Source organism: Acidovorax sp. GW821-FHT10E04 (genome assembly GCF_059415185.1).
Window position 1 is genome coordinate 65,426 of sequence record NZ_JBWKMT010000005.1, and the last position, 23,709, is coordinate 89,134.

Sequence of the window (23,709 nt, forward strand, 5' to 3'; positions counted from 1 at the left end):
CCGTCAGCCGCCGGATTCGAGCGTGTGCGTGGCGTGCTTGTCTTGCGCCAGCAATTCCACCATCTGCGGCAGCGCGGTCTTCAGCGCCGCCTTCAGGGTGAAGGGCGGGTTGATCAGGAACATGCCGCTGGCCGGCAGGCCGGGGCGCTTGACGTCGCCCGCGGCGTTTTCAGTGAGCTTGCTGTTCTTGACCGTGAGCGTGGCATGCAGCCAGCCCTTGCCGGCCTTGGTGGCCAGCGTCTTGAGGCGGCGCGGCAGGTCGTGGGCTTCCGGGCGCGGGATGATGGGGTACCAGAACGCATAGGTACCGGTGGCAAAACGCTTGAGCGAGTCGGCGGCCATGTCGAGCACCTTGGCGTAGTCGCTCTTGATTTCATAGCTGGGGTCGCAGAGCACAAGCGCGCGGCGGGCCGGCGGGGGCAGGAATTTCTTGATCCCCTCAAACCCGTCTTCGTGCAGGACGGCCACCTGGCGGCCTGCCTCCAGCTGGGCCACGTTGCCCGCCAGCGCCCGCAGGTCCGTGGGGTGCAGCTCGAAGATCTTGAGCTTGTCGTGGCCGCGCAGCAGGCGCTGGGCGATGAACGGGGAGCCCGGGTACACGCGCAGCGCACTGCCCTGGTTGAAGGCGCGGACCATGTCCACATAGGCCTGCAGGGCGGGCGTGAGGGCGGGCGCGGTGGGTGCAAAAAGCCGGACGATGCCGTCCGCGGCCTCGCCGCTGGTGCTGGCATAGTCGCCATCGAGCCGGTACAGTCCCGCGCCCGCGTGGGTGTCCAGCACGGTCAGTGCCGCGTCTTTCTCGGTAAGGTGTTGCAAGGCGGCGATCAAGACCGTGTGCTTGAGCACATCGGCATGGTTGCCTGCGTGGAAGGCGTGGCGATAACTGAACATGGCCCTATGGTAACGAGTGCGCCCCCGGCGCAGCGCAGTCGATGGGGCCATGGCCCGGCGGCAGGCCCCGGGCGCGCGGTCATGATCCGATGCGAATTTGTCATGGGCCCGGGCGCTGCCTGTCCCCATGGCGCGGCACAATCGGCGCTTGTCTGACCAGGGTGTGTAACTTTTTTGGCAGACCGGAAGCCTTTTGTTTCTGTCATGCATGCTGGCATGCTTCATGATTGCGATGAAAACGGCCTTGGCACCCGTTCGCTCACAATCCCCGCCGAAGCCCGCATTCACGCCCCATTCTCTTCACCATGATCGCAAGTTCCAGCCAAGCCTCTGCCAGTGGTGTCAGCCATGTGGATGCGCTGCCCCCCGGCACCCGCCTCGCGGAATTCGAGATCCTGGCGCTCCTTGGCGTGGGCGGGTTCGGCATGGTCTACAAGGCCTTCGACCATTCTCTGCACCGGGCGGTGGCGATCAAGGAGTACATGCCTTCGGCGCTGGCGGGCCGTGCGCAGGGCCAGTCGCTGTGGGTGCGGTCGTCGTCCGACCAGCAGACCTTCCATGCCGGGCTGGCGTCTTTCGTGGGAGAGGCGCGCCTGCTGGCCCAGTTCGACCATCCCTCGCTCGTGAAGGTGTTCCGCTTCTGGGAGGCCAACAACACCGCGTACATGGTCATGCCGCTGTACACCGGCATGACGTTCAAGCAGGCCCGCGCCCAGATGCGCACCCCGCCCCCCGAGATCTGGCTGCGCAAGGTGCTGTGGTCGGTGCTCGGCGCCCTGCGGGTGCTGCATGACGGGAAAACCCTGCACCGGGACATTTCGCCCGACAACATCTTCCTGCAGGACAGTGGCCCTCCGGTGCTGCTGGACCTGGGCGCCGCCCGGCATGCGATCAATGACCAGGACCGCAAGCACACGGCCGTGCTCAAGGTGAACTACGCACCCATCGAGCAGTATTCCGACGGCGACGAGGAACTGCGCCAGGGCCCCTGGAGCGACCTGTACTCCCTGGCCGCCGTGGTGCATGGCTGCCTGTGCAACGACACCCCGCTGCCCGCGACCCTGCGTTCCATCCGTGATCGCATGGTGTCGTTCTCCCGGGTGGCAAGAACCGTCAAGCGCCAGTTCGGCGTGGAATATTCCGCGCCCTTCGTGGCGGCGATCGCGCAATCCCTGGCGCTCAAGCCCGAGGACCGGCCGCAGAGCATCGATGCGTTCCTGCAGCTCATGGAGATGACGTCCGCGCCGGAAGGAAGCGAACATTTCGATTTCCGTGCCGATCTGGGCGACATCTGGGTCGAGCCCGCCGACCAGCCCGGCCCGGGCCTGCTCACGCCCACGGTGGATGTGACGTCCGCGGCCAGCAGCGTGGTGGAGATACCGCCCCAGGCGCCGCGCGCCGTGGCGCAGGCGCCCGCCCGCGATGCGCGCGAGGACGACCCCTCCGGGGAGGAGGCCGCGGCCGGCGGCGACACCGTGATGCTCGGGGGGCCGGACACGGTGGCCGCCGAGGCTGGAGACACGGTCTTCATCGACGCCGGGGATACCGTCGTGGCCGACGACTCCCGCTATGACGACCCTGCGGCCGGCCACCGGCACGGGGCCGCCGCGCGGCATGCGCACGATCACCGGCCGCGGCCGATGGAGCGTGAGGTTCCCCGTGCCGCAAGCAAGACGGCCAGAACGGCGCGGCGCTCCCCCGTGGTGGTCTGGCTGGGCGTGGCCGTTTTTGCCGTGGTGGCCTCGGCGGCAGGACTGCGCTGGGCCCAGAGCAGCAAGGCGCCGCACGACGACATCATCACCGAGATGGCAGAGCGGCCGGCTGCCACGCCGCCCGCCCTGGTGGAGACCGCGCTGGCCGACATGGCTGCGAGCGCGCCGGCTGCGGTGGCTTCCCTTGACGGCGCGGCGGGCGCTGCGGTGGCTGCATCCCTGCCTGCGCCTGCCTTTGTTCCGGCCTCCGCGCCGCGCACGCCGCCCCGGACCGCGAAGCGCGCGGCGCCCGAGCCCGCACCCGTGCAGGCCGTGGTGCACGAGGAACCCCCGCCACCGCCGCCCCCGGTCGTGGCCGAGCCCAAGCCTCGCCCGCTGCCGCCGCGCGTGCCCAGTCCGCAGGAGGCCTGTGCCGACGCCAATTTTCTGGCGCGGCCCATGTGCATCCACCAGGAATGCCAGAAGCCGTCGCAGGCGGGGCAGGCCGTGTGCGTGGAAAACCGCCGCCGCTACGAGGCCGAGGAGCAGCGCCGCCGCCAGACCCCCAACTGAGGGTGGCCGCCGGGGCCTGGAGCACTGTGCGCACGGGCGGCTTGCGCCCCTGGCACGCAAATTCGTATAATCGAGGGCTTCGCAGCGCTTTGTGGTCCCGCGGCGGAGACATTTTCGCCACCTAAGAGGCTTCCTTCAGAGAAGCACCGACCGTGGAAAAGGACCCGCCAAACCCTCTTCATAAGAGAAAACTCATGACTACTACTTTCAGCGCCAAGCCCGCTGAGGTTGTGCACGAGTGGTTTGTGATTGACGCGACCGACAAGGTCCTCGGACGAGTAGCCAGCGAAGTTGCTCTCCGTTTGCGCGGCAAACACAAGGCCATTTACACGCCTCACGTCGATACCGGTGACTTCATCGTCATCATCAACGCCGCCCAGCTCAAGGTCACCGGCACCAAGTCCCTGGACAAGGTGTACTACCGCCACTCGGGTTACCCCGGCGGCATCACGGCCACGAACTTCCGCGACATGCAAGCCAAGCACCCCGGCCGCGCGCTGGAAAAGGCCGTCAAGGGCATGCTGCCCAAGGGCCCCCTTGGCTACGCGATGATCAAGAAACTCAAGGTGTACGGTGGTGCTGAGCATCCCCACACCGCCCAGCAGCCCAAAGTGCTGGAAATCTAAGGAGCCTTGAGATGATTGGTGAATGGAACAATGGCACCGGCCGTCGCAAGTCCAGCGTCGCCCGCGTGTTTCTGAAAAAAGGCTCCGGCAAGATCACGGTGAACGGCAAGGACATCCAGTCCTACTTCGGCCGCGAAACCTCGATCATGATTGCCAAGCAACCCCTGGCGTTGACCAACCATGTCGAAACCTTCGACATCCAGATCAACGTCCACGGCGGTGGTGAATCCGGCCAGGCCGGCGCTGCCCGCCACGGCATCACCCGCGCCCTGATCGATTACGACGCATCCCTCAAGCCCGTCCTGAGCCAAGCCGGCTTCGTGACGCGCGATGCACGTGAAGTCGAACGTAAGAAGGTCGGCCTGCACTCCGCACGCCGCGCCAAGCAGTTCTCCAAGCGTTAAGCTGGCTGGGCACTGCCGGACACCCGCCCCTGGGCGGATGTCCAACCCCTGCAAAGCGCTCCGTCCTGGATTGCTTTACAGAGCAAAAACCGCCTCCGGGCGGTTTTTTCGTTTAAGGTGCGCTCTTTTCTCCCGGGTCTCCCCGATGACTCCCCTGTTTTCACCATGCGCCTTCGCCTTCTGCGCCGCCGGCTGACGATCAGCGCCCCCCGGGTAGCCATCCGCAGCGCCTTGCCCTGGCCCCTGCGCTGGCTGGCCTTGGCGGTGGTTTTCGGGTTCTGCGCGGCGGTGGCGCTGTGGGCCTTCGAGTTCGGCAAGTCGATCGCGGGCCTGGACTCCGTTTCCCGGGACGAATTGCTCCAGTTGCGCGCGGAGGTGGCCCGCCTGCGCGGCGTGGGCCAGGAGCAGCAGACGGTGGCCCATACGGCCGAGAGCCTGCTCGTGACCGAGCGGGCCGCCAAGGAAAGCCTGATGGCTCAGGTGCGACAGCTCGAGGCGGACAATCGGACGCTGCGCGAGGACCTGGGGTTTTTCGAGAAGCTGATTCCCGCGGCAAAGACCGAAGGGCTCGCGATTCGCAGCCTGCAGGCCGAAGTGCTGGGAGGGATGCAGCTGCGCTGGCAGGTCCTGGTGATCCAGGCCGCGCGCAATGCGCCCGAGTTCAATGGCCGGCTGGAACTGGTGCTGGCAGGCACCCAGGACGGCAAGCCGTGGACGCAGACCCAGCCGGCCCAGGGGCAGCCCCTGCAGGTCAAGCAGTACCGGCGCATCGAGGGGGTCCTCGATCTGCCGCCCAGCGCCGTGGTAAAAACCGTGACCGCCCGCGTGCTGGAAGGCACAACAGTGCGCGCCGTGCAGGCCATGGCCATCGACTAGTAGGAGCACCCGCAAGGCGCACGCGATGGCCCCGGCCAGGCTGTCGTCGTCGAGAGGCCCCCGCCGCAAGCGCCGGGCCCGCGCAGAGGCCGCGCCGGTACGCCGTGGGCCTGGCATCCCGTTGTTTCCCATCCGCACGCTCCTTTCGGCCGGAGCGTGTCCTTTCAGGAGTTCTCACCCATGTTTTCCCGCAAAAAGCAGCCACCGATCAAAAGCCTGGTCGCCCAGGGCACCCGGATCGAGGGGGATGTGCACTTCGCAGAAGGGATGCGCATCGATGGCGAGGTGGTGGGGGACATCCGCGCGGGATCGGAGCAGTCCAGCATCCTGGTGATTTCCGAGACGGCCCGGGTGGAGGGTGCGGTGCACGCCGACCATGTGATCGTCAACGGGCAGGTGGTGGGTCCCGTGCATGCCGCGGAATTGCTGGAACTGCAGCCCAAGGCCAAGATCACCGGCAATGTGCACTACAAGGCGCTGGAGATGCACCAGGGCGCCGTGATCGCCGGGCAGATGTGCCCTGTGGCCGTGCTGGTGGAGGAAAAGCCCCCACTGAAGTTAGCGTCAAACAGCCAGTGAACTGAATTCCCGAGCGGTCTGCAGTACTATTCACCGCAAACATTGAACCCGGAGTACCCCATGAGCGCTGTTGCCGAAAACATCCAGACCGAAATGCCCGCCCCCATTCTGTTCACGGACAGCGCGGCGGCCAAGGTGGCGGACCTGATCGCCGAAGAGGGCAATCCTGACCTGAAACTGCGCGTTTTCGTGCAGGGTGGCGGTTGCTCGGGGTTCCAGTATGGCTTCACCTTCGATGAAATCACCAACGAAGACGACACCACCATGACCAAGAATGGCGTGTCGCTGCTGATCGATGCCATGAGCTACCAGTACCTGGTCGGCGCAGAGATCGACTACAAGGAAGACCTGCAGGGCGCCCAGTTCGTCATCAAGAACCCCAACGCCACCACCACCTGCGGCTGCGGCTCCAGCTTCTCCGCCTGAGGGTGGGCCTCTGCGCCGCGCCAGCGGCACGGAATGAAACGACAAGCCGCCCGGACGGGCGGCTTTTTTCATGGGGATACCCCTTTTCGTTTTCCTGGAAAAGCCATCCTGGCGTGCCATGCAGCAAGACAGATCCCTGAAAGTGCTCCTGTGGCTGGTGGCCATCGGTTTCTTCATGCAGACGCTGGACGCCACCATCGTCAACACCGCGCTGCCCGCCATGGCCCGCAGCCTTGGAGAAAGCCCGCTGCGCATGCAGTCGGTGGTGGTGGCCTATTCGCTGGCCATGGCCATGCTGATACCGGCTTCCGGGTGGCTGGCCGACCGTTTTGGTTCGCGGCGCGTCTATCTGTCCGCCATCGTGCTGTTCGTGCTGGGTTCGGTGTGCTGCGCGCTCGCGCAAAGCCTGACCCAGCTGGTGGCGGCGCGCGTGGTGCAGGGGCTGGGCGGGGCGTTGCTGCTGCCGGTGGGGCGGCTGGTGGTGCTGCGCACCGTTCCGCGCGAGCAGTTCCTGCAGGCCATGAGTTTCGTTGCCATTCCGGGCCTGATCGGGCCACTGATCGGCCCCACGCTGGGCGGCTGGCTCGTGGAGGCGGCGTCGTGGCACTGGATCTTCCTCATCAATGTGCCGGTGGGGCTGGTGGGCTGCATCGCCACCCTGCGCTTCATGCCGGGCGAGCCCGTGACCTTCGTGCCCCGCTTCGACCTGGCGGGCTACCTGATGCTCGCCTTCGGCATGGTGTCGCTCTCGCTGGCGCTGGACGGCCTGGCCAGCATGGGGTTGCGCCAGGCGGGCGTGCTGGTGCTGATGGTCTTCGGGCTGGCCAGCCTGGTGGCTTACTGGCTGCACGCGGCGCGGCGGGCCGACCCGCTGTTCTCGCCGCGGCTCTTTTCCATTGACACACTGCGCATCGGTCTGCTGGGCAACCTGTTCTCGCGCCTGGGCAGCTCCTGCATGCCATTCCTGGTCCCGCTGCTGCTGCAGGTCACCATGGGCTACTCGCCCCTGCAGGCCGGCATGATGATGCTGCCCGTGGCCATCGCCGGCATGTCGATGAAGCGCTTCACCACGCCGCTGATCACCCGTTTCGGCTACCGGCAGGTGCTGGTGGGCAACACCCTGCTCGTGGGCGTCACGATGGCCAGCTTTGGCCTGGCCGCTCCCACGCAGCCCCTGTGGGTGCATGTGGCGCAGCTGGCGGTCTTTGGCGCAGTGAATTCCCTGCAGTTCACCGCCATGAACACCGTGACGCTCAAGGACCTGGAACATGCCATGGCAAGCAGCGGCAACAGCCTGCTGTCGATGGTGCAGATGGTGGCCATGGGAATGGGCGTGGCGGCCGCAGGGGCGGTGCTGGCTGCGTTCACTGATTTCTTCCCTGCCGGCGGCGCCCAGGAGACGCTGAGGGCGTTCCAGGCCACGTTCGCATGCATGGGGCTCATCACCGTGGCCTCGGCGGGCATCTTCTGGCAGCTGTCGCCCCAGGACCGCGCCGGCAGCCGGGTCGCCGCCACGGCGGACGCCACGGACCACGGCTGAAGGGGGTTTCGGGGAAGGGGGCGCCAGGCCCGGCCCGGATCAGGCCGGGTAGACCGCGCCCAGCACGCGGGCGCCCACGGCCCCGGTGACGCTGGCCAGGTTGCCGGGCTGTCCGTGCAGCGCCTGCCACGCCAGCCAGGCAAAAGCCGCGGCCTCGACCTGCAGGGCCGGCAGGCCCAGCGCATCGGTGGCGACGACCCGCACGGCGGGGCATGCGGCCTGCAGCCGCGCCATCAGGTGGGTGTTCAGGGCGCCGCCACCGCACACCGCCAGGGTGTTGCTATTCTCTTGATAGCTATTGGCGCTGATGGCGCAAGCGCGGGCGGTGTATTCCGTCAGGGTGGCCTGTACGTCCACGGGGTCCGCCGATGCCCATGGCTGCAGATGCCGCGCGAGCCAGATGGGGTTGAACAGGTCGCGCCCCGTGCTCTTGGGCGGGGGCTTGTGCAGAAAGGGTTCGTCAAGCAGCGAGGCCAGCAGCGCCGGCAGCACCTGGCCGCTCGCGGCCCATGCACCGTCCGCATCGAAAGGCTGGCCGGTATGCTGCTGGCACCAGTGGTCCATCAGCGCGTTGCCGGGGCCGCAGTCAAACCCCAGCACGCTGGCCCCCCCGGCACCCAGCACGCTGAGGTTGGAGATGCCCCCGAGGTTGAGCACCAGCACGGTCTCGTCCGCGCGGCCGAACACGCCCTGGTGGAACGCGGGCACCAGGGGCGCACCCTGGCCGCCGGCGGCCACGTCGCGGCTGCGGAAATCCGCCACCACGGTGATGCCCGTGCGTTCCGCCAGCACGGCGGGGCTGCCCAGCTGGAGGGTGTAGCCCGTTCCGTCGAATTCCTGGGGGCGGTGGCGCACCGTCTGCCCGTGGGCTCCGAGGGCGCGGATGGCGCTGGCCGGCTGTCCGCTGCGCTCCAGCAGCGCGTGCACCACCTCGGCATACGCGCGCGACAGCGCATTGCCCGCCAGCGCAGCGCGGTGCAGCTCGTTGCTGCCAGGGGTGTTCAGGGCGAGCAGTTCCGCCCGCAGCTCCGGCGCGAACGCCATGCTGGCGTGGTGCGTGACCACCATGCGGGGGCCGGAAAAATCCGCTAGCACCCCGTCGATGCCATCGAGCGAGGTGCCCGACATCAGGCCGATGTACAGATCAGACATGGCCCGGGGGATGTGCGCGCGGATGCTGCCAGCGGCTCAGTCTGCGCTGGCCTGTTCGACAAGCGCCGCAGCGGACAGCTGGATGCGCATGTTGGACGCCAGGCGCTCGAACGCGGGTCGCCCGGCCGCCGAGACGGGGGCCGCCGCTTCGCTCTGGGCGACGATGGTCTGCGGATCCTGGTGCACGCCGTTCACGCGGAATTCGAAATGCAGGTGGGGGCCGGTGGCCCAGCCGGTGGCGCCCACTGCGCCCAGCGTCTGGCCCTGTTCTACGGACTGGCCCTGGCGCACGTCGATGCGGCTCAGATGGGCGTACACGGTGACGTGCTGGTTGCGGTGCTTGACGAAGACCACGTTGCCAAAGCCGTTCTGCACGCCGGCAAACTCGACCACGCCGTCGCCCACGGTGCGCACGGAGGTGCCGGAGGGGGCCGCGAAATCGGTGCCCAGGTGAGCGCGCCAGGTCTTCAGGATGGGGTGCATGCGCATCTTGAAGCCGCTGGTCACGCGCGAGAACTCGACCGGCGAGGTCAGGTAGGCGCGGCGCATGCTCTCGCCGTCGAGCGTGTAGTAGGCGCCCTTGGCGGCGCCCGGCTCCTGGAACCACAGGGCCTGGTGGGTCTTGCCGTTGTTGACGAACTCGGCGCTCAGCACCCGGCCGCTGGACAGGGGCTCGCCGTCGGCTTCCAGGGTTTCATACACCACCGAGAAGCGGTCGCCCTTGCGCAGCGAACGGCGAAAGTCGATGTTGCCCGAGAAGAGTTCGGCCATCTGCACGGCCACGCCGTCGGGGATGTTGGAGGCATCGGTGGCGGCGAACAGCGAGCTGTGGATGATGCCGCCCGCCAGGCGGCTGCCCACCGTCATCTTGGCGGTTTCGATGCGGGAGCTGAATTTGTCGCCGTTGCGCTCGACGATGAGCCGGCGGAAGCTGCCGCTGTCGTCGGGCACCCAGCGCACGGTCAGGCGGGTCAGGCGGTGGTCGTCGGTGGTCTCGGCCGACACGGCACGGCCGGTGCGCCCGAGCACATTTTGTCGGACAGGAGTGTCACCGCGCATGAACGCGGCGGCGGCCGGGTCGGCCACGCCCAGGCGCTGCAGCAGCGATTCGGGGGTGTCGCTGCTGCGCACCTGTTCGGAGCGGAACAGCGAGAAGCCCGGGGCGTCGAGCTCGCCCAGCACGAGGTTTTCGGCCAGCGATTCGACGGGGTAGCTCACCATGCGCACCGGCAGCTCGGCCGGGTCGGGGGCGAAGGACGCCACGGCGAACGCGCCGCCGCCGCCCGTCAGCAGCAGGGCTGCGACAGCGGCGGTGATGCGTTTGGGATGTTGTTGGATCGTGCGGGACAGCCGGTCAAGCAAAGCGGTGCTGGCGGTGCGGACCGTAGTGAGGCCGTGAATCAAAGGTCTATCCCCAGGGTGAGCGTGACTTCCTGAAACTCCCCCGTTGCGACGGCGGGGCGAGGCCAGGAACACAGGCTGCCAGGCATGTGGCCATGCGACAGCGTGAAAACAGGTCGAAACGGCGGGCCTACTAGAATCCGCCTCAAGCAATGTGGGCTGAAGTATAGCGGTGCATGCTGTCTAGACATCCCAAAAAACCCTTATGAATCAATCTGCTGTTACAACAACCCCGGTCTCTGATGGTGTAAGACAGGCCCTTGAAATCTCGCTGCGCGGCGTGCAGGAACTGCTGCCGCAGGACGAATGGGTCAAGAAGCTGGCGCGCTCGGAGGCCACGGGCCAGCCGCTGCGCATCAAACTGGGACTCGATCCCACGGCACCCGACATCCACATCGGCCACACGGTGGTGCTGAACAAGATGCGGCAATTGCAAGATCTGGGCCACCAGGTGATCTTCCTGATCGGGGACTTCACGAGCCTGATCGGCGACCCTTCCGGCCGCAACAGCACGCGCCCGCCGCTCACGCCCGAGCAGATCAAGGTGAACGCCGAGACCTATTACAAGCAGGCCAGCATGGTGCTGGACCCCGCGCGCACCGAGATCCGCTACAACAGCGAGTGGAGCGAGCCCCTGGGCGCGAGCGGCATGATCCAGCTGGCCTCCCGGTACACCGTGGCGCGCATGATGGAGCGCGACGATTTCCACAAGCGCTTCACCACCGGCCAATCCATCGCGGTGCACGAGTTTCTGTACCCGCTGATGCAGGGCTACGACTCGGTGGCCCTGAAAAGCGACCTGGAGCTGGGCGGCACCGACCAGAAGTTCAACCTGCTCATGGGCCGCCACCTGCAGCAGGAATACGGCCAGGAACCGCAGTGCGTGCTCACCATGCCGCTGCTGGTGGGCCTGGACGGCGTGGACAAGATGTCCAAGTCCAAGAACAACTACATCGGCATTGCCGAAGAGCCCAACACCATGTTCGCCAAGGTGCTGTCGATCAGCGACACGCTGATGTGGGACTGGTACACGCTGCTGTCGTTCAAGAGCCTGGCCGAGATCGCCGCGCTCAAGGCCGAGATCGCGGGCGGGCGCAACCCCAAGGACGCGAAGGTGATGCTGGCCAAGGAAATCACCGCGCGCTTCCACAGCGCTGCGGCGGCCGATGCGGCCGAGCAGGATTTCATCAACCGCAGCAAGGGCGGTGTGCCCGATGAGATTCCCGAAGTGTCCCTGTCGGGTGCGCCGCTGGGCATCGGTGCCTTGCTCAAGCAGGCCAACCTGGCGCCGTCCGGCAGCGAGGCCAACCGCCTGATCGACGGCGGCGGCGTGCGGGTGGATGGCAGCGTGGTCAGCGACAAGGGCCTGAAGCTGGCCGCCGGCACCTACGTGGTGCAGGTGGGCAAGCGCAAGTTTGCACGGGTGACCTTGGCCTGATTTTTAGGTCGAATGGGCCGCTGGCGCTTGATGAATAAGCGCGAGTAGCTATCAAAATAAAAGCGCTGACCCAGCCGGGTTCAGCGCTTTTTTTGTGGTCAGTCCAGGTTGTCGTTCAGGTCCGGGTCGGGCACATCCCCGATCGCTTCGCGCGTGGCCTGGGCCTGCACCTGCAGCCAGGCGCAAAACGCCTTGATCTCCGGCCGCTGCGCGCTGCGGGGCCCCACCATGAGCCAGTAGGCCAGCGGGGAGTCGATGCGATGGCCGGGCAGCACCTCCACCAGGTCGCCTGCGGCCAGTGCATCGGCAATCAGCGGCATGCGCGCCAGCGCCAGGCCCTGGCCGGCGAGGGCGGCCTGCACGATCTGGTGGGCGTAGTTGAAATACAGCCAGCGCTCGGGCTGCAGCTTGGCCAAATCCCGCGCGTCGAACCAGCGGCGCCAGCTGAGCCATTCCAGGTGCTGGCTGCGGTGCGCGTCGCCCGCCTCGATCAGCGTGAACTGGGTGACATCGGCCGGCGTGCGCAGGGGCTTGCCGCTCTTGAGTAGCCAGGGGCTGGCCACCACGGCCAGCTGCTCGCCAAACAGGCGCTGTCCGCCCAGGGTGCCCGCGCCCGGCATGCTGTAGCGCAGGGCCAGGTCCACGTCCGAGGTTTCCAGGTCCACCGGCACGTCGCTCGCATCAATGCGGATGTCGATGCCCGGGTTGTCGCGCTGGAACTCCTCCATGCGCGGGATCAGCCACATCGATGCGAAGCTGGCCCAGGTGGTGATGGCCACGCTGCGGCGCCCGGCCGTCTGGCGCACCAGGCGCACGGCGGCGTCCATGCGCTCGAGCGCCGGGGCCACGGCGCGCTGCAGCTGCGCGCCCGCGCTGGTCAGCTCCACCGCCCGCGTGTGGCGCAGGAACAGCGCCACGCCCACTTCTTCTTCCAGTGCCTGGATCTGGCGGCTCACGGCGGACTGGGTGAGCGCCAGCTCGTCGGCGGCGGCGCGGAAGTTCAGGTGCTTGGCCACGGCGAGAAAGGCGCGCCAATGGCCGGTGGCCACGGGGCGGGTGCGAAGGACGGCAGGGGAGTATTCGGCAGAGGCCATGGCAGGTGTCCTGGATGCGATTCATGCGTTGGCGGAATGAATAGCGTACCGCGTTTTCATTGGACTGTGTGTGCCGCCGAGCGCACTATCCAGTCTCCGAAACACCTTTTCATCGAAGCCAAGGAGCCTGTCATGTCCCCCCGCAACGTTCTGGAATCGCAACAATCCGTGCACGCCAGCCTGGCTGGCCGATCTGCGGCCGGTTGCTGGAAACTGGCCACGGGCCAGGCGCTGTCGCTGCGCCCGCACACCCATGGCGTGCTGCAGATTGCCCAGGGGCAGGTCTGGCTCACCCTGAGCGGGTCTTTGGCGGACCTGCCCGGTGCCACGGCCGACCATCTGCTGCGGGCGGGCGAGCAGCTGGCTGTCGCGCCCGGCCAGCATGTGGTGATGGAGGCCTGGAACCCCGGCGGTGGCACCGAGCCCGTGGCCTTCCACTGGGATGGCGCGGCCGCCCCGGCGACGACCCTGCCCCACAGCCTGGCCGCCCGCGACTGGGAATGTGGCGTGGTGCAGCCGCTGCGCGACCTGGGGCATGCCCTGGGGCAGGGCGGACGTGCCCTGGGCGCTGCGTTGGAGGAGGTGACGGGCGCGGGCGGGCGGTTTGCTGCTGGCCTGGCTCGCTTTGCTCTCAATCGGATAGCGCCACAGGGACAGCGCAGGCCCGCTTGAGGACTACATGCAGGAAAAGCATCAATCGGTGCCGTGCTTTTCATTGGACGTTGTTCTGCAAGCCGCGCACCATACGGTCTTACTAGGGTTAACCCGGAGAATGCCATGACAACCTCTCACGCTCTTCATCTGTTCGCATCTTCCCGCGCCGTGGGCGCTTCGGCCGCTGGCGCCGGCACCGTGGCCGCTGGCGCCGCCGTCAGCCTGGTCCCCAGGGCCGCGATGACCTTGCGCATCGCCGAAGGCCAGGCCTGGGTGACGCTGGGCAAGGGCCTGGGCGACAGCAGCGATGTGTTCCTGTGCGCCGGCCAGTCGCTGCAGGTCGCCGCGGGCCAGTCGGTGGTGGTGGAACCCCTGAACGGCCGCCGCCTGCAGTACCGCTGGGTGCGCGGCGAGGCTGCCAGTGCCCGCCCTGCATCGTGGTGGCGCCGCGCATCCGTGGGCAACGGGGCTCCCGCCTGGGGCGACGCCGCCTGCTGCGCCTGAGGGCTCCGGCCTGATCCGGAGAGGGGCCTGCCCCGCCGGTGTTCGGGTGTGCAATAGAGCTTCAAAGAGCTGCTGGCGCTTGACCATCAAGCGCCAGCAGCTCTTTTTTTGATAGCAATGGGTGAGCGCCAGGTTGTCAGCGTGCGTCGCCGTCGCCCAGCAGCCCGATCAACTGGGCCTGCAACGTCGTCAATATTTCATCCGACAACGCCGGCCGCGCCGCGGCGGTGGCGCGGGCCAGCACCAGCCCGCCGACCATGGTGGCCAGCACCTGCATGGCGCGGGCGCGGTCTTGGGGCTGCACGGTGGCGTCACCACCGCAGAGCAGCTGCGCAAAACGCCCGATGTTGCGCTCGATGCCCTGGGCAAACACTTCTGACAGCTCGCTGCCGGACCGGGCGGCGTCCACCGCCAGCGCGGCGGCCGGGCAACCGGTGCCCGGCGAGTCGCGGTGCTGGGGCGAGAGGTAGCTCTTTATGCGCTCGCCGATGGTGGTGTTCGGGGTGGCTCCGTCCAGCGGGGCGATGGACCAGTCGAACGCCCGCGCACAGGCCTCTTGCACCAGCGCGTCCTTCGAGGCGAAATGCCGGTACAGCCCGCCATGGGTGAGCCCCGCGTCGCGCGTGATGTCGGCCACGCCCACGCCGGTCAGCCCCCGCTCGCGGTACAGGCGGGAGGCCGCGTCGAGGATGCCCTGCCGGTTCTCTGCGGCTTGTGCTTTGGAAACCTTCATGCTGCCTCTTATTGATTGCGATCGTACGCAAAAAGTGGTGATGACTTTATGATGACGGCTGCAATCATAAAGGCGCGGATCGTTTCCGTGCGTCGCCGCAGTGCCCTGGAACCGGTTCCTGGTGCTGCGCCCAATCTGTCTGACGAGGTGAATCCATGAAGAAGATGATCCATGGCGGCCGTGGTGCCGAGGTGTGGAATGGTGTGTGCTGCGACAAGGCGGTGGCCTGATGCGGCGCGTCGTGGTCACGGGCATGGGCCTGGTGTCGCCGCTGGGCTGCGGTGTGGAACTGGTGTGGCGGCGCTTGCTGGCGGGGCGCTCGGGCCTGTCGCGCCTGCCGGACGCTGTCACGGACGGCATTGCCGCCAAGGTGGCGGGGCAGGTGCCGGATGTCGCTCAAGACCCCGAAGGTGGCTGGGACGTGGATGCCGTCGTCTCGTCCAAGGACCAGCGCAAGATGGACCGCTTCATCCCCTTTGCGCTGGGCGCGGCGCAGCAGGCGCTGGCGCAGGCCGGCTGGCCGCCTGCCGATGAGCGGGCGCGCGAGCGCACGGCCACGGTGATCGCCTCGGGCATTGGTGGTTTTGGCGCGATTGCCGAGGCCGTGCGCACCACGGATACGCGCGGCCCGCAGCGCTTGTCGCCGTTCACGGTGCCGTCGTTCCTGGTCAATCTGGCGGCGGGGCAGGTGTCGATCCGCCACGGGCTCAAGGGGCCGCTGGGTGCGCCGGTCACCGCCTGCGCCGCCAGCGTGCAGGCGATTGGCGATGCCGCGCGCCTGATCCGTAGCGGCGAGGCCGACGTGGCCGTGTGCGGGGGCAGCGAGGCGGCCATTGACCGCGTGAGCCTGGGCGGCTTTGCGGCGGCCAAGGCCCTGGGCACGGCGTTCAACGACACGCCCGAGCAGGCCTCGCGGCCGTTTGACGCGCAGCGCGACGGTTTCGTGATGGGCGAGGGCGCGGGCATGCTGGTGATCGAGGCGCTGGACCATGCCCTCGCGCGCGGCGCGCGGCCGCTGGCCGAGCTGGTGGGCTACGGCACGTCGGCCGACGCGTACCACATCACCTCCGGCCCCGAAGACGGTGACGGCGCCGCGCGCAGCATGTGGGCCGCCCTGGCGCAGGCAGGCCTCACGGCCCAGGACGTGCAGCACCTGAACGCGCACGCCACGTCCACGGGTGTGGGCGACCGGGGCGAGCTGGCCGCCATCCGCCGGGTGTTTGGCGCGGGGGCGCAGGTGGCCATCAGCTCCACCAAGTCGGCCACCGGCCATCTGCTGGGGGCGGCGGGAGCGGTGGCGGCCATCTTCACCGCGCTGGCGCTGCGCGACCAGGTGGTGCCGGGCACGCTGAACCTGCACACGCCCGATGCGCTGGCCGAGGGGCTGGACATGGTGGCGTTGCGGCCCCGGCCGATGGCGCTCACGCACGCCATGCTCAACGGGTTTGGTTTCGGCGGGGTGAACGCCAGCCTGCTGCTGCGGCGCTGGCCGGACGCCGCATGACGCGGCTTCAGCCCCCGCAGGGGCCCATGGGGGCCGGCGCGTGGGCGCGTGTCAGAGGACGAGCTGGCTGCGCATGGACTCGAACGCGGCCAGCGCTGCTTCGCCGTCGAGCCGTTCCATGCGCGCGAGCGCATCCACGTCCTCCACCGTGCTGAAGGCCAGGCTGAACTGCTGGAAGCGGCGCGCCGCCAGCGGGCCGTTGTGCAGCACCTCGACGTTGATGTGGCGGGGGTCGTTGCGGATGCGCTCGATGAGCTTGAGCACGGCCTTCTGCGGGCCTTCCAGCTGCTGGCAGAAGCGCTGGCCGTCGAAGATCAGCAGCCCCGTGATGTCAAGCTGCGCGTTCACCAGGCGCGCGCGCCCGGCGACCTCGGCCACCACGCTGGTGGGTTGGTCGGGTGCGAGGGTGCTCACGTAGAGCACTTCGTAGAGGTCGGGGCTGGGTTTCATAGACGATCCCAATGTAGGGAGCGCCCGGTGGTTGTGCAATGTCAAAAGACATACATGTAACTATCGCGCCACCGGGCGGGGCCGTGGCATCGTGGAGCCCTTGGAATGCCGGCCGCAGTCCCTAAAATCTCCCCACCCTCCGTCACGCCATGAACCCCAGCCTGCCCACCCATGCCTGCCCGCCCACCTGCCATGAATGCAGGCTGCGCGCAACGGGGGCATTCACGGCGGTCAAGCCCGAGGTGCTGGACTTCATAGAAGGCTTTCGCACCACCACCCTGGCCGTGGAGGCCGGTGGCGCGCTGGTGCGCGAGAACGAGGTCAATGCCAGGCTGTTCACGCTGTATGCGGGCTGGGCATTTCGCTACAAGACGCTGAGCGACGGGCGCCGCCAGATCCTGAACTTCCTGCTGCCGGGTGACCTGGTGGGGCTGCAGCAGGAGTTTGGCGAGGTGTCCACCCATGGCATCGAGGCGCTCACCGACTGCGCGCTGTGCGTGTTCCAGAACGACAGCCTGTGGGCGTTGTTTCGCGAGCACCCGCGCCTGGGCTACGACATCACCTGGCTGTCGGCGCACGAGGAGGGCCATGTGGACGACAACCTGCTGACCGCCGGCCGCCGCAACGCCACCGAACGCGTGGCCATGCTGCTGATGCACCTGTACCGGCGGCTGGACCGCATCGGGCTGGTGGAGGCCGACGGCACCGTGGCGTTTCCGCTGAACCAGCAGCACATCGCGGATGCGCTCGGGCTGTCGCTGGTGCACACCAACAAGACCCTGCGGCGGCTGGCCACCCTGGGCCTGCATGAAATCAGGAACGGGCGGCTGCGCCTGCTCAACACCCGGGCGCTCGCGCGCATCGCCGAGTACTACGACAGGCCGCCCCGCCTGATGCCGCTGCTGTAGCGGATTGCCCGGCACGGGCGGGCGCACCCGATAATCGTGGCCCAGCCTGCGCGGGGCTTCCCGCCCGGTATCGAATCTCCCCCAGAAGATCCATGACGCAACTCGACATCCTCATCATGGCGGCCGGCAAGGGCACGCGCATGAAAAGCCGGCTTCCCAAGGTGCTGCAGCGCCTGGCCGGGCGCCCGCTGCTGCACCACGTGCTCGACCAGGCGGCGCACCTGCAGGCGCGCAGCGCCATCGTCATCACCGGCCATGGTGCTACAGAAGTGGAAGCTGCCAGCGCAGGCACAGCAAGCGCTGGGGGTACTTTGGATGTGAAATTCGTGCGCCAGGAACCCCAGCTCGGCACCGGCCACGCGGTGCTGCAGGCCGTGCCGCACCTGCGCGACGACGGCACGGCGGTCGTGCTGTCGGGGGACGTGCCGCTCACGCAGGCCGACACGCTGCGCGCGCTTGTCGCGGCCTCGGCCGGCGGGCAGCTCGCGCTGCTCACCGTCACGCTGCCCGATCCCACGGGCTACGGCCGCATCGTGCGCGATGGCCAGGGCCGGGTGCGGGGCATCGTCGAACACAAGGACGCGAGCGAGGCCCAGCGCGCCATCACCGAGGTCTACAGCGGCATCATGGCCGTGCCCGCGCGCCTGCTGCGCGGCTGGCTGGCCCGCCTGACCAATGACAACGCGCAGGGCGAGTACTACCTCACCGACATCGTCGCGATGGCCGTGGCCGATGGCGTGCCCGTGGCGGCCCACCGCATCACCGATGCGCTGCAGGTGGCGGGCGTGAACAGCCCGCTGCAGCTGGCCGAGCTGGAGCGTGCGCACCAGTTGCGCCAAGCCCGGGCCTTGATGGAGCAGGGCGTGCGCCTGGCCGACCCCGCGCGGTTCGATGTGCGCGACGACACCCGCACCGGCGCGCGCGGCGAGCTGGTGTGCGGGCAGGACGTGGAGATCGACGTGAACTGCGTCTTCACCGGCCGCGTGGAGCTGGGCGAGGGCGTGAGCATCGGCGCCCACTGCTGCATCGCCAACGCGCGCATCGCTGCGGGCGCGGTGGTCCATCCCTTCACCCACATCGACGGCGAAAAGGCAGGCGCCACGGTGGGCGAGGGTGCGCTGATCGGCCCGTTCGCCCGCCTGCGCCCCGGCGCGCAGCTGGGCCGCGAAGTGCACATCGGCAATTTCGTCGAGGTGAAGAACAGCACCCTGGCCGACGGCGCCAAGGCCAACCACCTGGCCTACCTGGGCGATGCCACGGTGGGCGAGCGCGTGAACTACGGCGCGGGCGCCATCACCGCCAACTACGACGGCGCCAACAAGCACCGCACGGTGATCGAGGCCGACGTGCACGTGGGCAGCAACTGCGTGCTGGTGGCGCCCGTCACCATTGGCGCGGGCGGCACCGTGGGCGGCGGCAGCACCATCACCAAGAGCACGGCCCCGGGCGCCCTCAGCGTGGCGCGCGGCAAGCAGGTGAGCATCGCCAACTGGGCGCGCCCCGCCAAGCTGCCCAGGCCATGACACCCTCCGACGCCACTGCCGGGCAGGAGCTGCAGCTGTTGCGCGCCGAGCTGGCACGCAGCCAGCAGCAGGTGGCCGGCATGGCGGCGGCGCAGGAAGAGTTTCTGCGCGCCGTCTCGCACGACCTGCGCGCGCCGCTGCGGCACGTGACCTCGTACGGCACGCTGGTGCGCGAGGTGCTGGGCGACCTGCCGCCGGACGTCGCGCAGTCGGCTGCGGTGCAGGAGGCGCTGCGTTTTCTGGGCACCATGGACCAGTCCGCGCGGCGCATGGGGATGATGATCGACGGCCTGCTCGCGCTGGCGCGTGCCCAGCGGGCGCCGCTGAACCTGCAGCCGGTGCCGCTGGCGGACGCCGTGGTCCGGGCGCGTGCCGCCCTGGCCTCCGCCGAGGCGGGCCGCGCCATCGACTGGCGTACCGCGGATGCCACCCGCCTGCCCACGCTGCAGGCCGACCCCGCCCTGCTGCAGGAGCTGCTGGTGCAATTGCTGGGCAATGCCCTCAAGTTCACGCGCCACAGCGCGCGGCCGTGCATCGCGGTGCAGGCCGAATCCGACCCCGCGGCGGCGCAGGCGGGGCAGGTCGTGTTCACCGTGCAGGACAACGGCACGGGCTTCGATCCTGCGCGCGCCGACGGCCTGTTCGGCGTGTTCCATCGCCTGCACCGCGAGAGCGAGTTCGAGGGCGTGGGCGCGGGGCTGGCGCTGTGCCAGGCCATCGCGCAGCGCCACGGGGGCGCCCTCACGGCCACCGCATTGCCCGGGGCGGGCTGCACGGTGCGGGTGGCGTGGCCGGGCTCGGCGGCTGTTGCTGCCGTTGCCGCGCCATCGCGCGCCTGAGGCCGCGGGCCCGGCGCTACGCGGCGGGCACCAGTGGCGCGGCAGCGTCCGGGCCGCCCGAGACGCGGTTGCGCCCGGCGTTCTTGGCGGCGTAGAGCGCGGCGTCGGCCGCATCGGTCCATTCGCGCACGCTGGCGTGGCCGCGCTGGGCAGGGGCCACGCCGATGCTGCTGGTAAAGCGCAGCTGCGGCAGGTTGCGCAGGCGCGTGCCCTCGGTCTGCTCGCGGATGCGCTGGGCGATGGCCATCGCGTCCCGGGCCTGCAGCCCGGGCAGGATGATGGCGAACTCGTCGCCGCCGTAGCGGCCCGCGCAGTCGCCAGAGCGCACATTGCCCCGCACCACATGGGCCAGCGCCCGCAGCGCCTCATCGCCCACGGTGTGGCCGTGGGCGTCGTTGATGTGCTTGAAGTGGTCGATGTCCATCATCAGCATGCAGGCCGGTTCGCCGGTCGCGTGGTGGTGGCGCAATGCGGCCTCGGCCTGTTCCTCCCAGTGGCCGCGCCGGTACAGGCCGGTCAGCGAGTCCACGCGGCGCAGCTCGTCCAGCTGCTGGTTCTGCCGCGCGGTCTTGCGGATCAGCCGGTAGCTCACCACGCTGACCGACAGCGTATGCAGCATCATCACCGGCAGGCACGCCACGATCACCCGCATGGAGGTCTCGGGCGCCCAGTGCATGCCGGTGGCCACCGTGCTGGCCACACCGGCCGCGAGCATCACCGGGATGGACCGGACCCAGAGCCCGCCGATGCCGGTGGTGATCTTGTCCACCATCGTCAGCGTGACCAGCAGCGCGCTGGGCAGCAGGTTGAAGTGCATCAGCGGCACCAGCGCGGCCGTCATGGCCGAGTCGGCAAGCAGGTTGCGGATTTCAGCGCGGTAGGGGTCGGCGCTGCGCCGCGCGAGCAGGTAGGCCCCATGGGGCCAGACGAGGGCGGCCAGCACCAGCGCCGCCCAGGCCGGGAACGAGGCCTGGCGCTCCCACAGCACCACGCCCACCACCATCCCGCCCAGCCCCATGCCCAGGACCCGGAGCGGGTAGATACGGCGGGGCATCTGGCGTTCGGGTGTGGGCATGGGTCCTGGTGTGCATCTGGCGGACCCGCCGGCATGCGGTACCGCGCGAAGCCCGGCGGGCTGGAGGGTGGAAGTCTGGGGCAGCTTACCTTGCCGCGGGGCAAGAGGCCAGCAAGGCATGGCGCCCAGCGGGGGAACTGGCGGGGGATGCGCCAAGCAGGCGGTTGCTATGAAAAATATAGCTTATAGCGCTTGTCAATCCAGCGATAGCGGCACTTTTGTATCAAATTTTGCCCTGCGGGTGGCGAAAAAAGCCTTGACGTTGCGCACATTGGCGTCGCCGGTGAAAAGGCGCTGCGACAGCGCCAGATAGCCGGGCATGTCCCGCGTGTGCACCACCAGCACGAAGTCCGGCCCCGGCGAAACCCGCCAGCACTGCTGCACGGCGGCGTCCGCCACCGCGCGGGCCTCGAACGCGTCGAGCTGCTCGGCCCCCTGCCGGTCCAGCGACACCTCGACGATGCACGCCAGCCCGTGGCCCTGGAGGGCGGCCAGCCGGTCAGGCTGCAGGATGGCGACCTGCCGCTCGATGAGCCCGGCATCCTGCAGGCGCTTGACCCGGCGCAGGCAGGTGGGCGGGGAGACATGCACCCGCTCGGCCAGGGACTGGTTGCTTTGCGCGGCGTCGGTTTGCAGGAGGTTGAGCAGCTGCAGATCCACGAGATCGAGTGCTATGGATTCCATTTTTTAAGTAAAATTGATTGAAAATTTCATCAATGATTGATGGTGAAATTAAAGTCCAAAAAAAGATGAATATCAATCATTAATTTCTTGCTGTGCCGCCTACCATCGCCCCCATCGCTTTCCAACCAGGGCAACCACCATGTGCGGCATCGTCGGCGCGGTCTCCACGCGCAACATCGTTCCCATCCTCGTGCAGGGCCTGCAGCGGCTCGAATACCGGGGCTATGACTCTTGCGGCGTGGCCGTGCACGCTTCCAGCCTGGACGCGGCACGCCCCGCCGGCCTGCAGCGCGCGCGCAGCACGGCCCGCGTGGCCGAACTGCTTGAACAGGTGCAGGCCGACCATGTGGATGGCGCCACCGGCATTGCCCACACCCGCTGGGCCACGCACGGGGCACCGGAAGTGCACAACGCCCACCCCCATTTCAGCCACGGCGCGGGCGATGCGGCGGGCACCCCGGGCCGCGTGGCGCTGGTGCACAACGGCATCATCGAGAACCACGAGGAGCTGCGCGCCGCCTTGCAGGCGCGCGGCTACGTGTTCACCAGCCAGACCGACACCGAGGTCATCGCCCACCTGGTGGACAGCCACTACAGCGGCGACCTGTTCGATGCCGTGCAGGCCACGGTTGCCCAGTTGCACGGCGCCTACGCCATCGCCGTGATGCACAAGGACGAACCCCACCGCGTGGTGGGCGCACGCGCGGGTTCGCCGCTGATCCTGGGCGTGGGCAAGGATGGCTCAGAACACTTCCTGGCCAGTGACGCCATGGCCCTGGCGGGCGTCACCGACCAGATCGTGTACCTGGAAGAGGGCGACCTGGTGGACCTGCAGCTGGGCCGCTACTGGGTCGTGGGCAAGGGCCGCGAGGCGCTCACCCCGGCGCAGCGCCCCGTGCGCACCGTGCTGGCCCACAGCGGCGCGGCCGAGCTGGGCCCCTACCGCCACTACATGCAAAAGGAAATCTTCGAACAGCCGCGCGCCATCGCCGACACGCTCGAAGGCGTGGAGGGCATCGTGCCTGAGCTGTTCGATGGCGCGGGCCAGCACGGCCAGCCCGGCGCTGCCGCCTGGCGCGTGTTCAAGGAGATCGACAGCGTGTTGATCCTGGCTTGCGGCACCAGCTACTACAGCGGCTGCACGGCCAAGTACTGGCTCGAGGAGATCGCCGGGATTCCCACCCAGGTCGAGGTGGCCAGCGAGTACCGCTACCGCACCAGCGTGCCCAACCCGCGCACGCTGGTCGTCACCATCAGCCAGAGCGGAGAAACCGCCGATACCCTGGCCGCCCTGCGCCATGCGCAAAGCCTGGGCATGGCGCACACGCTCACCATCTGCAACGTGGCCACCAGCGCCATGGTGCGTGAATGCAAGCTGGCCTACATCACGCGCGCGGGCGTGGAGATCGGCGTGGCCAGCACCAAGGCCTTCACCACGCAGCTGGCCGGCCTGTTCCTGCTGACGCTGGCACTGGCCCAATCCAAGGGGCGCCTGACCGAAGCGCAGGAAACCGCCCACCTCAAGGCCATGCGCCACCTGCCCGTGGCCCTGCAGGCCGTGCTGGCGCTGGAGCCGCAGCTCATCAGCTGGGCCGAAGACTTCGCGCGCATGGAGAACGCGCTCTTCCTGGGCCGGGGCCTGCACTATCCCATCGCGCTCGAAGGCGCGCTCAAGCTCAAGGAAATCAGCTACATCCACGCCGAGGCCTACCCGGCGGGCGAACTCAAACACGGCCCCCTGGCCCTGGTCACCAGCGCCATGCCCGTGGTCACCGTGGCCCCCAACGATGCGCTGCTGGAAAAGCTCAAGAGCAACATGCAGGAAGTGCGCGCCCGCGCGGGCGTGCTCTACGTGCTGGCCGATGCCGACACCCGCATCGAGAGCAGCGAGGGCATCCACGTGATCCGCATGCCCGAGCACTACGGGCCCTTGAGCCCGCTGCTGCACGTGGTGCCGCTGCAGCTGCTGGCGTATCACACGGCCTGCGCGCGGGGGACGGATGTGGACAAGCCCCGGAACCTCGCGAAGAGCGTGACGGTGGAGTGAGTGCGGGGGGGGCCGAAGCGTGATCGGGGGGAATAAGGTCCGTCGAGCAGAAATAAACTCCGTCGCGAATTCCCCTGGCGTCGCTTACTTGTAACTC

The 23,709-nt window shown here is 68.3% G+C and carries 23 protein-coding genes; 15 read left to right on the forward strand and 8 right to left on the reverse strand.

The features are described from left to right. Positions 1–3: 3 nt before the first annotated feature. On the reverse strand, positions 4–891 hold the full coding sequence (locus AC07OC_RS16575) for a 23S rRNA (adenine(2030)-N(6))-methyltransferase RlmJ (RefSeq protein ID WP_218339856.1): 888 nt from the start codon (positions 889–891) through the stop codon (positions 4–6). A gap of 305 nt (positions 892–1,196) precedes the next feature. Here AC07OC_RS16575 and AC07OC_RS16580 point away from each other — a divergent pair, with 305 nt between their 5' ends. The 7 genes from AC07OC_RS16580 to mdtD all read left to right on the forward strand — a co-directional run bounded on the left by AC07OC_RS16580 (position 1,197) and on the right by mdtD (position 7,606). After that, positions 1,197–3,155, forward strand: a complete 1,959-nt coding sequence (locus tag AC07OC_RS16580) for a serine/threonine protein kinase (RefSeq protein WP_218296240.1) — start codon at positions 1,197–1,199, stop codon at positions 3,153–3,155. Positions 3,156–3,349: 194 nt separating this feature from the next. Next, a complete protein-coding gene (rplM, locus tag AC07OC_RS16585; protein WP_008907237.1) occupies positions 3,350–3,781 on the forward strand; it encodes a 50S ribosomal protein L13 in 432 nt (143 codons plus the stop codon). Positions 3,782–3,792: 11 nt separating this feature from the next. Further along, positions 3,793–4,185: a 30S ribosomal protein S9 gene (gene rpsI, locus AC07OC_RS16590; protein ID WP_005798582.1), complete on the forward strand. Its 393-nt coding sequence runs from the start codon at positions 3,793–3,795 to the stop codon at positions 4,183–4,185. 165 nt (positions 4,186–4,350) lie between these two features. Continuing rightward, complete coding sequence (locus AC07OC_RS16595; protein WP_218296239.1) at positions 4,351–5,061, forward strand: DUF6776 family protein; 711 nt, start codon at positions 4,351–4,353, stop codon at positions 5,059–5,061. Between the two features lie 180 nt (positions 5,062–5,241). Beyond that, positions 5,242–5,640, forward strand: a complete 399-nt coding sequence (locus tag AC07OC_RS16600) for a bactofilin family protein (RefSeq protein ID WP_218296238.1) — start codon at positions 5,242–5,244, stop codon at positions 5,638–5,640. Positions 5,641–5,700: 60 nt separating this feature from the next. Continuing rightward, positions 5,701–6,066, forward strand: coding sequence for an iron-sulfur cluster insertion protein ErpA (gene erpA, locus AC07OC_RS16605; protein WP_008907234.1), 366 nt, complete (start codon positions 5,701–5,703; stop codon positions 6,064–6,066). 118 nt (positions 6,067–6,184) lie between these two features. After that, complete coding sequence (gene mdtD, locus AC07OC_RS16610; protein WP_218339855.1) at positions 6,185–7,606, forward strand: multidrug transporter subunit MdtD; 1,422 nt, start codon at positions 6,185–6,187, stop codon at positions 7,604–7,606. Positions 7,607–7,645: 39 nt separating this feature from the next. Here mdtD and AC07OC_RS16615 read toward each other — a convergent pair whose 3' ends face one another. Further along, positions 7,646–8,758: an anhydro-N-acetylmuramic acid kinase gene (locus AC07OC_RS16615; RefSeq protein ID WP_218339854.1), complete on the reverse strand. Its 1,113-nt coding sequence runs from the start codon at positions 8,756–8,758 to the stop codon at positions 7,646–7,648. Between the two features lie 36 nt (positions 8,759–8,794). Then, positions 8,795–10,162, reverse strand: coding sequence for a M23 family metallopeptidase (locus AC07OC_RS16620; protein WP_218339853.1), 1,368 nt, complete (start codon positions 10,160–10,162; stop codon positions 8,795–8,797). A 202-nt stretch (positions 10,163–10,364) separates the two neighbouring features. On the opposite strand from AC07OC_RS16620, the gene tyrS reads away from it, so the two are divergent. Then, on the forward strand, positions 10,365–11,597 hold the full coding sequence (gene tyrS, locus AC07OC_RS16625; protein WP_218339852.1) for a tyrosine--tRNA ligase: 1,233 nt from the start codon (positions 10,365–10,367) through the stop codon (positions 11,595–11,597). A gap of 98 nt (positions 11,598–11,695) precedes the next feature. On the opposite strand, the gene AC07OC_RS16630 is transcribed toward tyrS, so the two are convergent. After that, positions 11,696–12,691 carry a LysR substrate-binding domain-containing protein gene (locus AC07OC_RS16630; protein ID WP_218296233.1) on the reverse strand — a complete coding sequence of 332 codons (996 nt, stop codon included), beginning with the start codon at positions 12,689–12,691 and terminating at the stop codon, positions 11,696–11,698. Positions 12,692–12,823: 132 nt separating this feature from the next. Between AC07OC_RS16630 and AC07OC_RS16635 the strand changes: the two genes are divergently transcribed. Both AC07OC_RS16635 and AC07OC_RS16640 read left to right on the forward strand, forming a co-directional pair. Beyond that, positions 12,824–13,363, forward strand: coding sequence for a DUF2917 domain-containing protein (locus AC07OC_RS16635; protein WP_218339851.1), 540 nt, complete (start codon positions 12,824–12,826; stop codon positions 13,361–13,363). Positions 13,364–13,468: 105 nt separating this feature from the next. Beyond that, entirely contained in the window at positions 13,469–13,849 is a 381-nt protein-coding gene (locus AC07OC_RS16640; RefSeq protein ID WP_218296231.1) for a DUF2917 domain-containing protein, read from the forward strand. A 136-nt stretch (positions 13,850–13,985) separates the two neighbouring features. On the opposite strand, the gene AC07OC_RS16645 is transcribed toward AC07OC_RS16640, so the two are convergent. Then, a complete protein-coding gene (locus AC07OC_RS16645; protein WP_218339850.1) occupies positions 13,986–14,582 on the reverse strand; it encodes a TetR/AcrR family transcriptional regulator in 597 nt (198 codons plus the stop codon). Between the two features lie 229 nt (positions 14,583–14,811). Here AC07OC_RS16645 and fabF point away from each other — a divergent pair, with 229 nt between their 5' ends. Next, complete coding sequence (fabF, locus tag AC07OC_RS16650; RefSeq protein WP_218339849.1) at positions 14,812–16,086, forward strand: beta-ketoacyl-ACP synthase II; 1,275 nt, start codon at positions 14,812–14,814, stop codon at positions 16,084–16,086. 51 nt (positions 16,087–16,137) lie between these two features. Here fabF and AC07OC_RS16655 read toward each other — a convergent pair whose 3' ends face one another. Further along, positions 16,138–16,536, reverse strand: a complete 399-nt coding sequence (locus tag AC07OC_RS16655) for a BLUF domain-containing protein (RefSeq protein WP_218296229.1) — start codon at positions 16,534–16,536, stop codon at positions 16,138–16,140. Positions 16,537–16,685: 149 nt separating this feature from the next. Here AC07OC_RS16655 and AC07OC_RS16660 point away from each other — a divergent pair, with 149 nt between their 5' ends. From AC07OC_RS16660 to AC07OC_RS16670, 3 genes are all read left to right on the forward strand, one after another. Beyond that, the gene (locus AC07OC_RS16660; RefSeq protein ID WP_218296228.1) at positions 16,686–17,444 is read left to right on the forward strand and encodes a Crp/Fnr family transcriptional regulator; all 759 of its coding nucleotides are present in this window, start codon (positions 16,686–16,688) and stop codon (positions 17,442–17,444) included. A gap of 92 nt (positions 17,445–17,536) precedes the next feature. Next, a complete protein-coding gene (gene glmU, locus AC07OC_RS16665) occupies positions 17,537–18,967 on the forward strand; it encodes a bifunctional UDP-N-acetylglucosamine diphosphorylase/glucosamine-1-phosphate N-acetyltransferase GlmU (protein WP_494601758.1) in 1,431 nt (476 codons plus the stop codon). Next, the gene (locus tag AC07OC_RS16670) at positions 18,964–19,806 is read left to right on the forward strand and encodes a sensor histidine kinase (RefSeq protein ID WP_218339847.1); all 843 of its coding nucleotides are present in this window, start codon (positions 18,964–18,966) and stop codon (positions 19,804–19,806) included. The genes glmU and AC07OC_RS16670 overlap by 4 nt, the downstream gene beginning before the upstream one ends. 16 nt (positions 19,807–19,822) lie before the next feature. On the opposite strand, the gene AC07OC_RS16675 is transcribed toward AC07OC_RS16670, so the two are convergent. After that, positions 19,823–20,881: a diguanylate cyclase gene (locus AC07OC_RS16675; RefSeq protein ID WP_218339846.1), complete on the reverse strand. Its 1,059-nt coding sequence runs from the start codon at positions 20,879–20,881 to the stop codon at positions 19,823–19,825. Positions 20,882–21,076: 195 nt separating this feature from the next. After that, complete coding sequence (locus AC07OC_RS16680; protein ID WP_218339845.1) at positions 21,077–21,565, reverse strand: Lrp/AsnC family transcriptional regulator; 489 nt, start codon at positions 21,563–21,565, stop codon at positions 21,077–21,079. Positions 21,566–21,704: 139 nt separating this feature from the next. Between AC07OC_RS16680 and glmS the strand changes: the two genes are divergently transcribed. Then, positions 21,705–23,612: a glutamine--fructose-6-phosphate transaminase (isomerizing) gene (gene glmS / locus AC07OC_RS16685; RefSeq protein ID WP_218339844.1), complete on the forward strand. Its 1,908-nt coding sequence runs from the start codon at positions 21,705–21,707 to the stop codon at positions 23,610–23,612. The last annotated feature ends 97 nt before the right edge of the window (positions 23,613–23,709 follow it).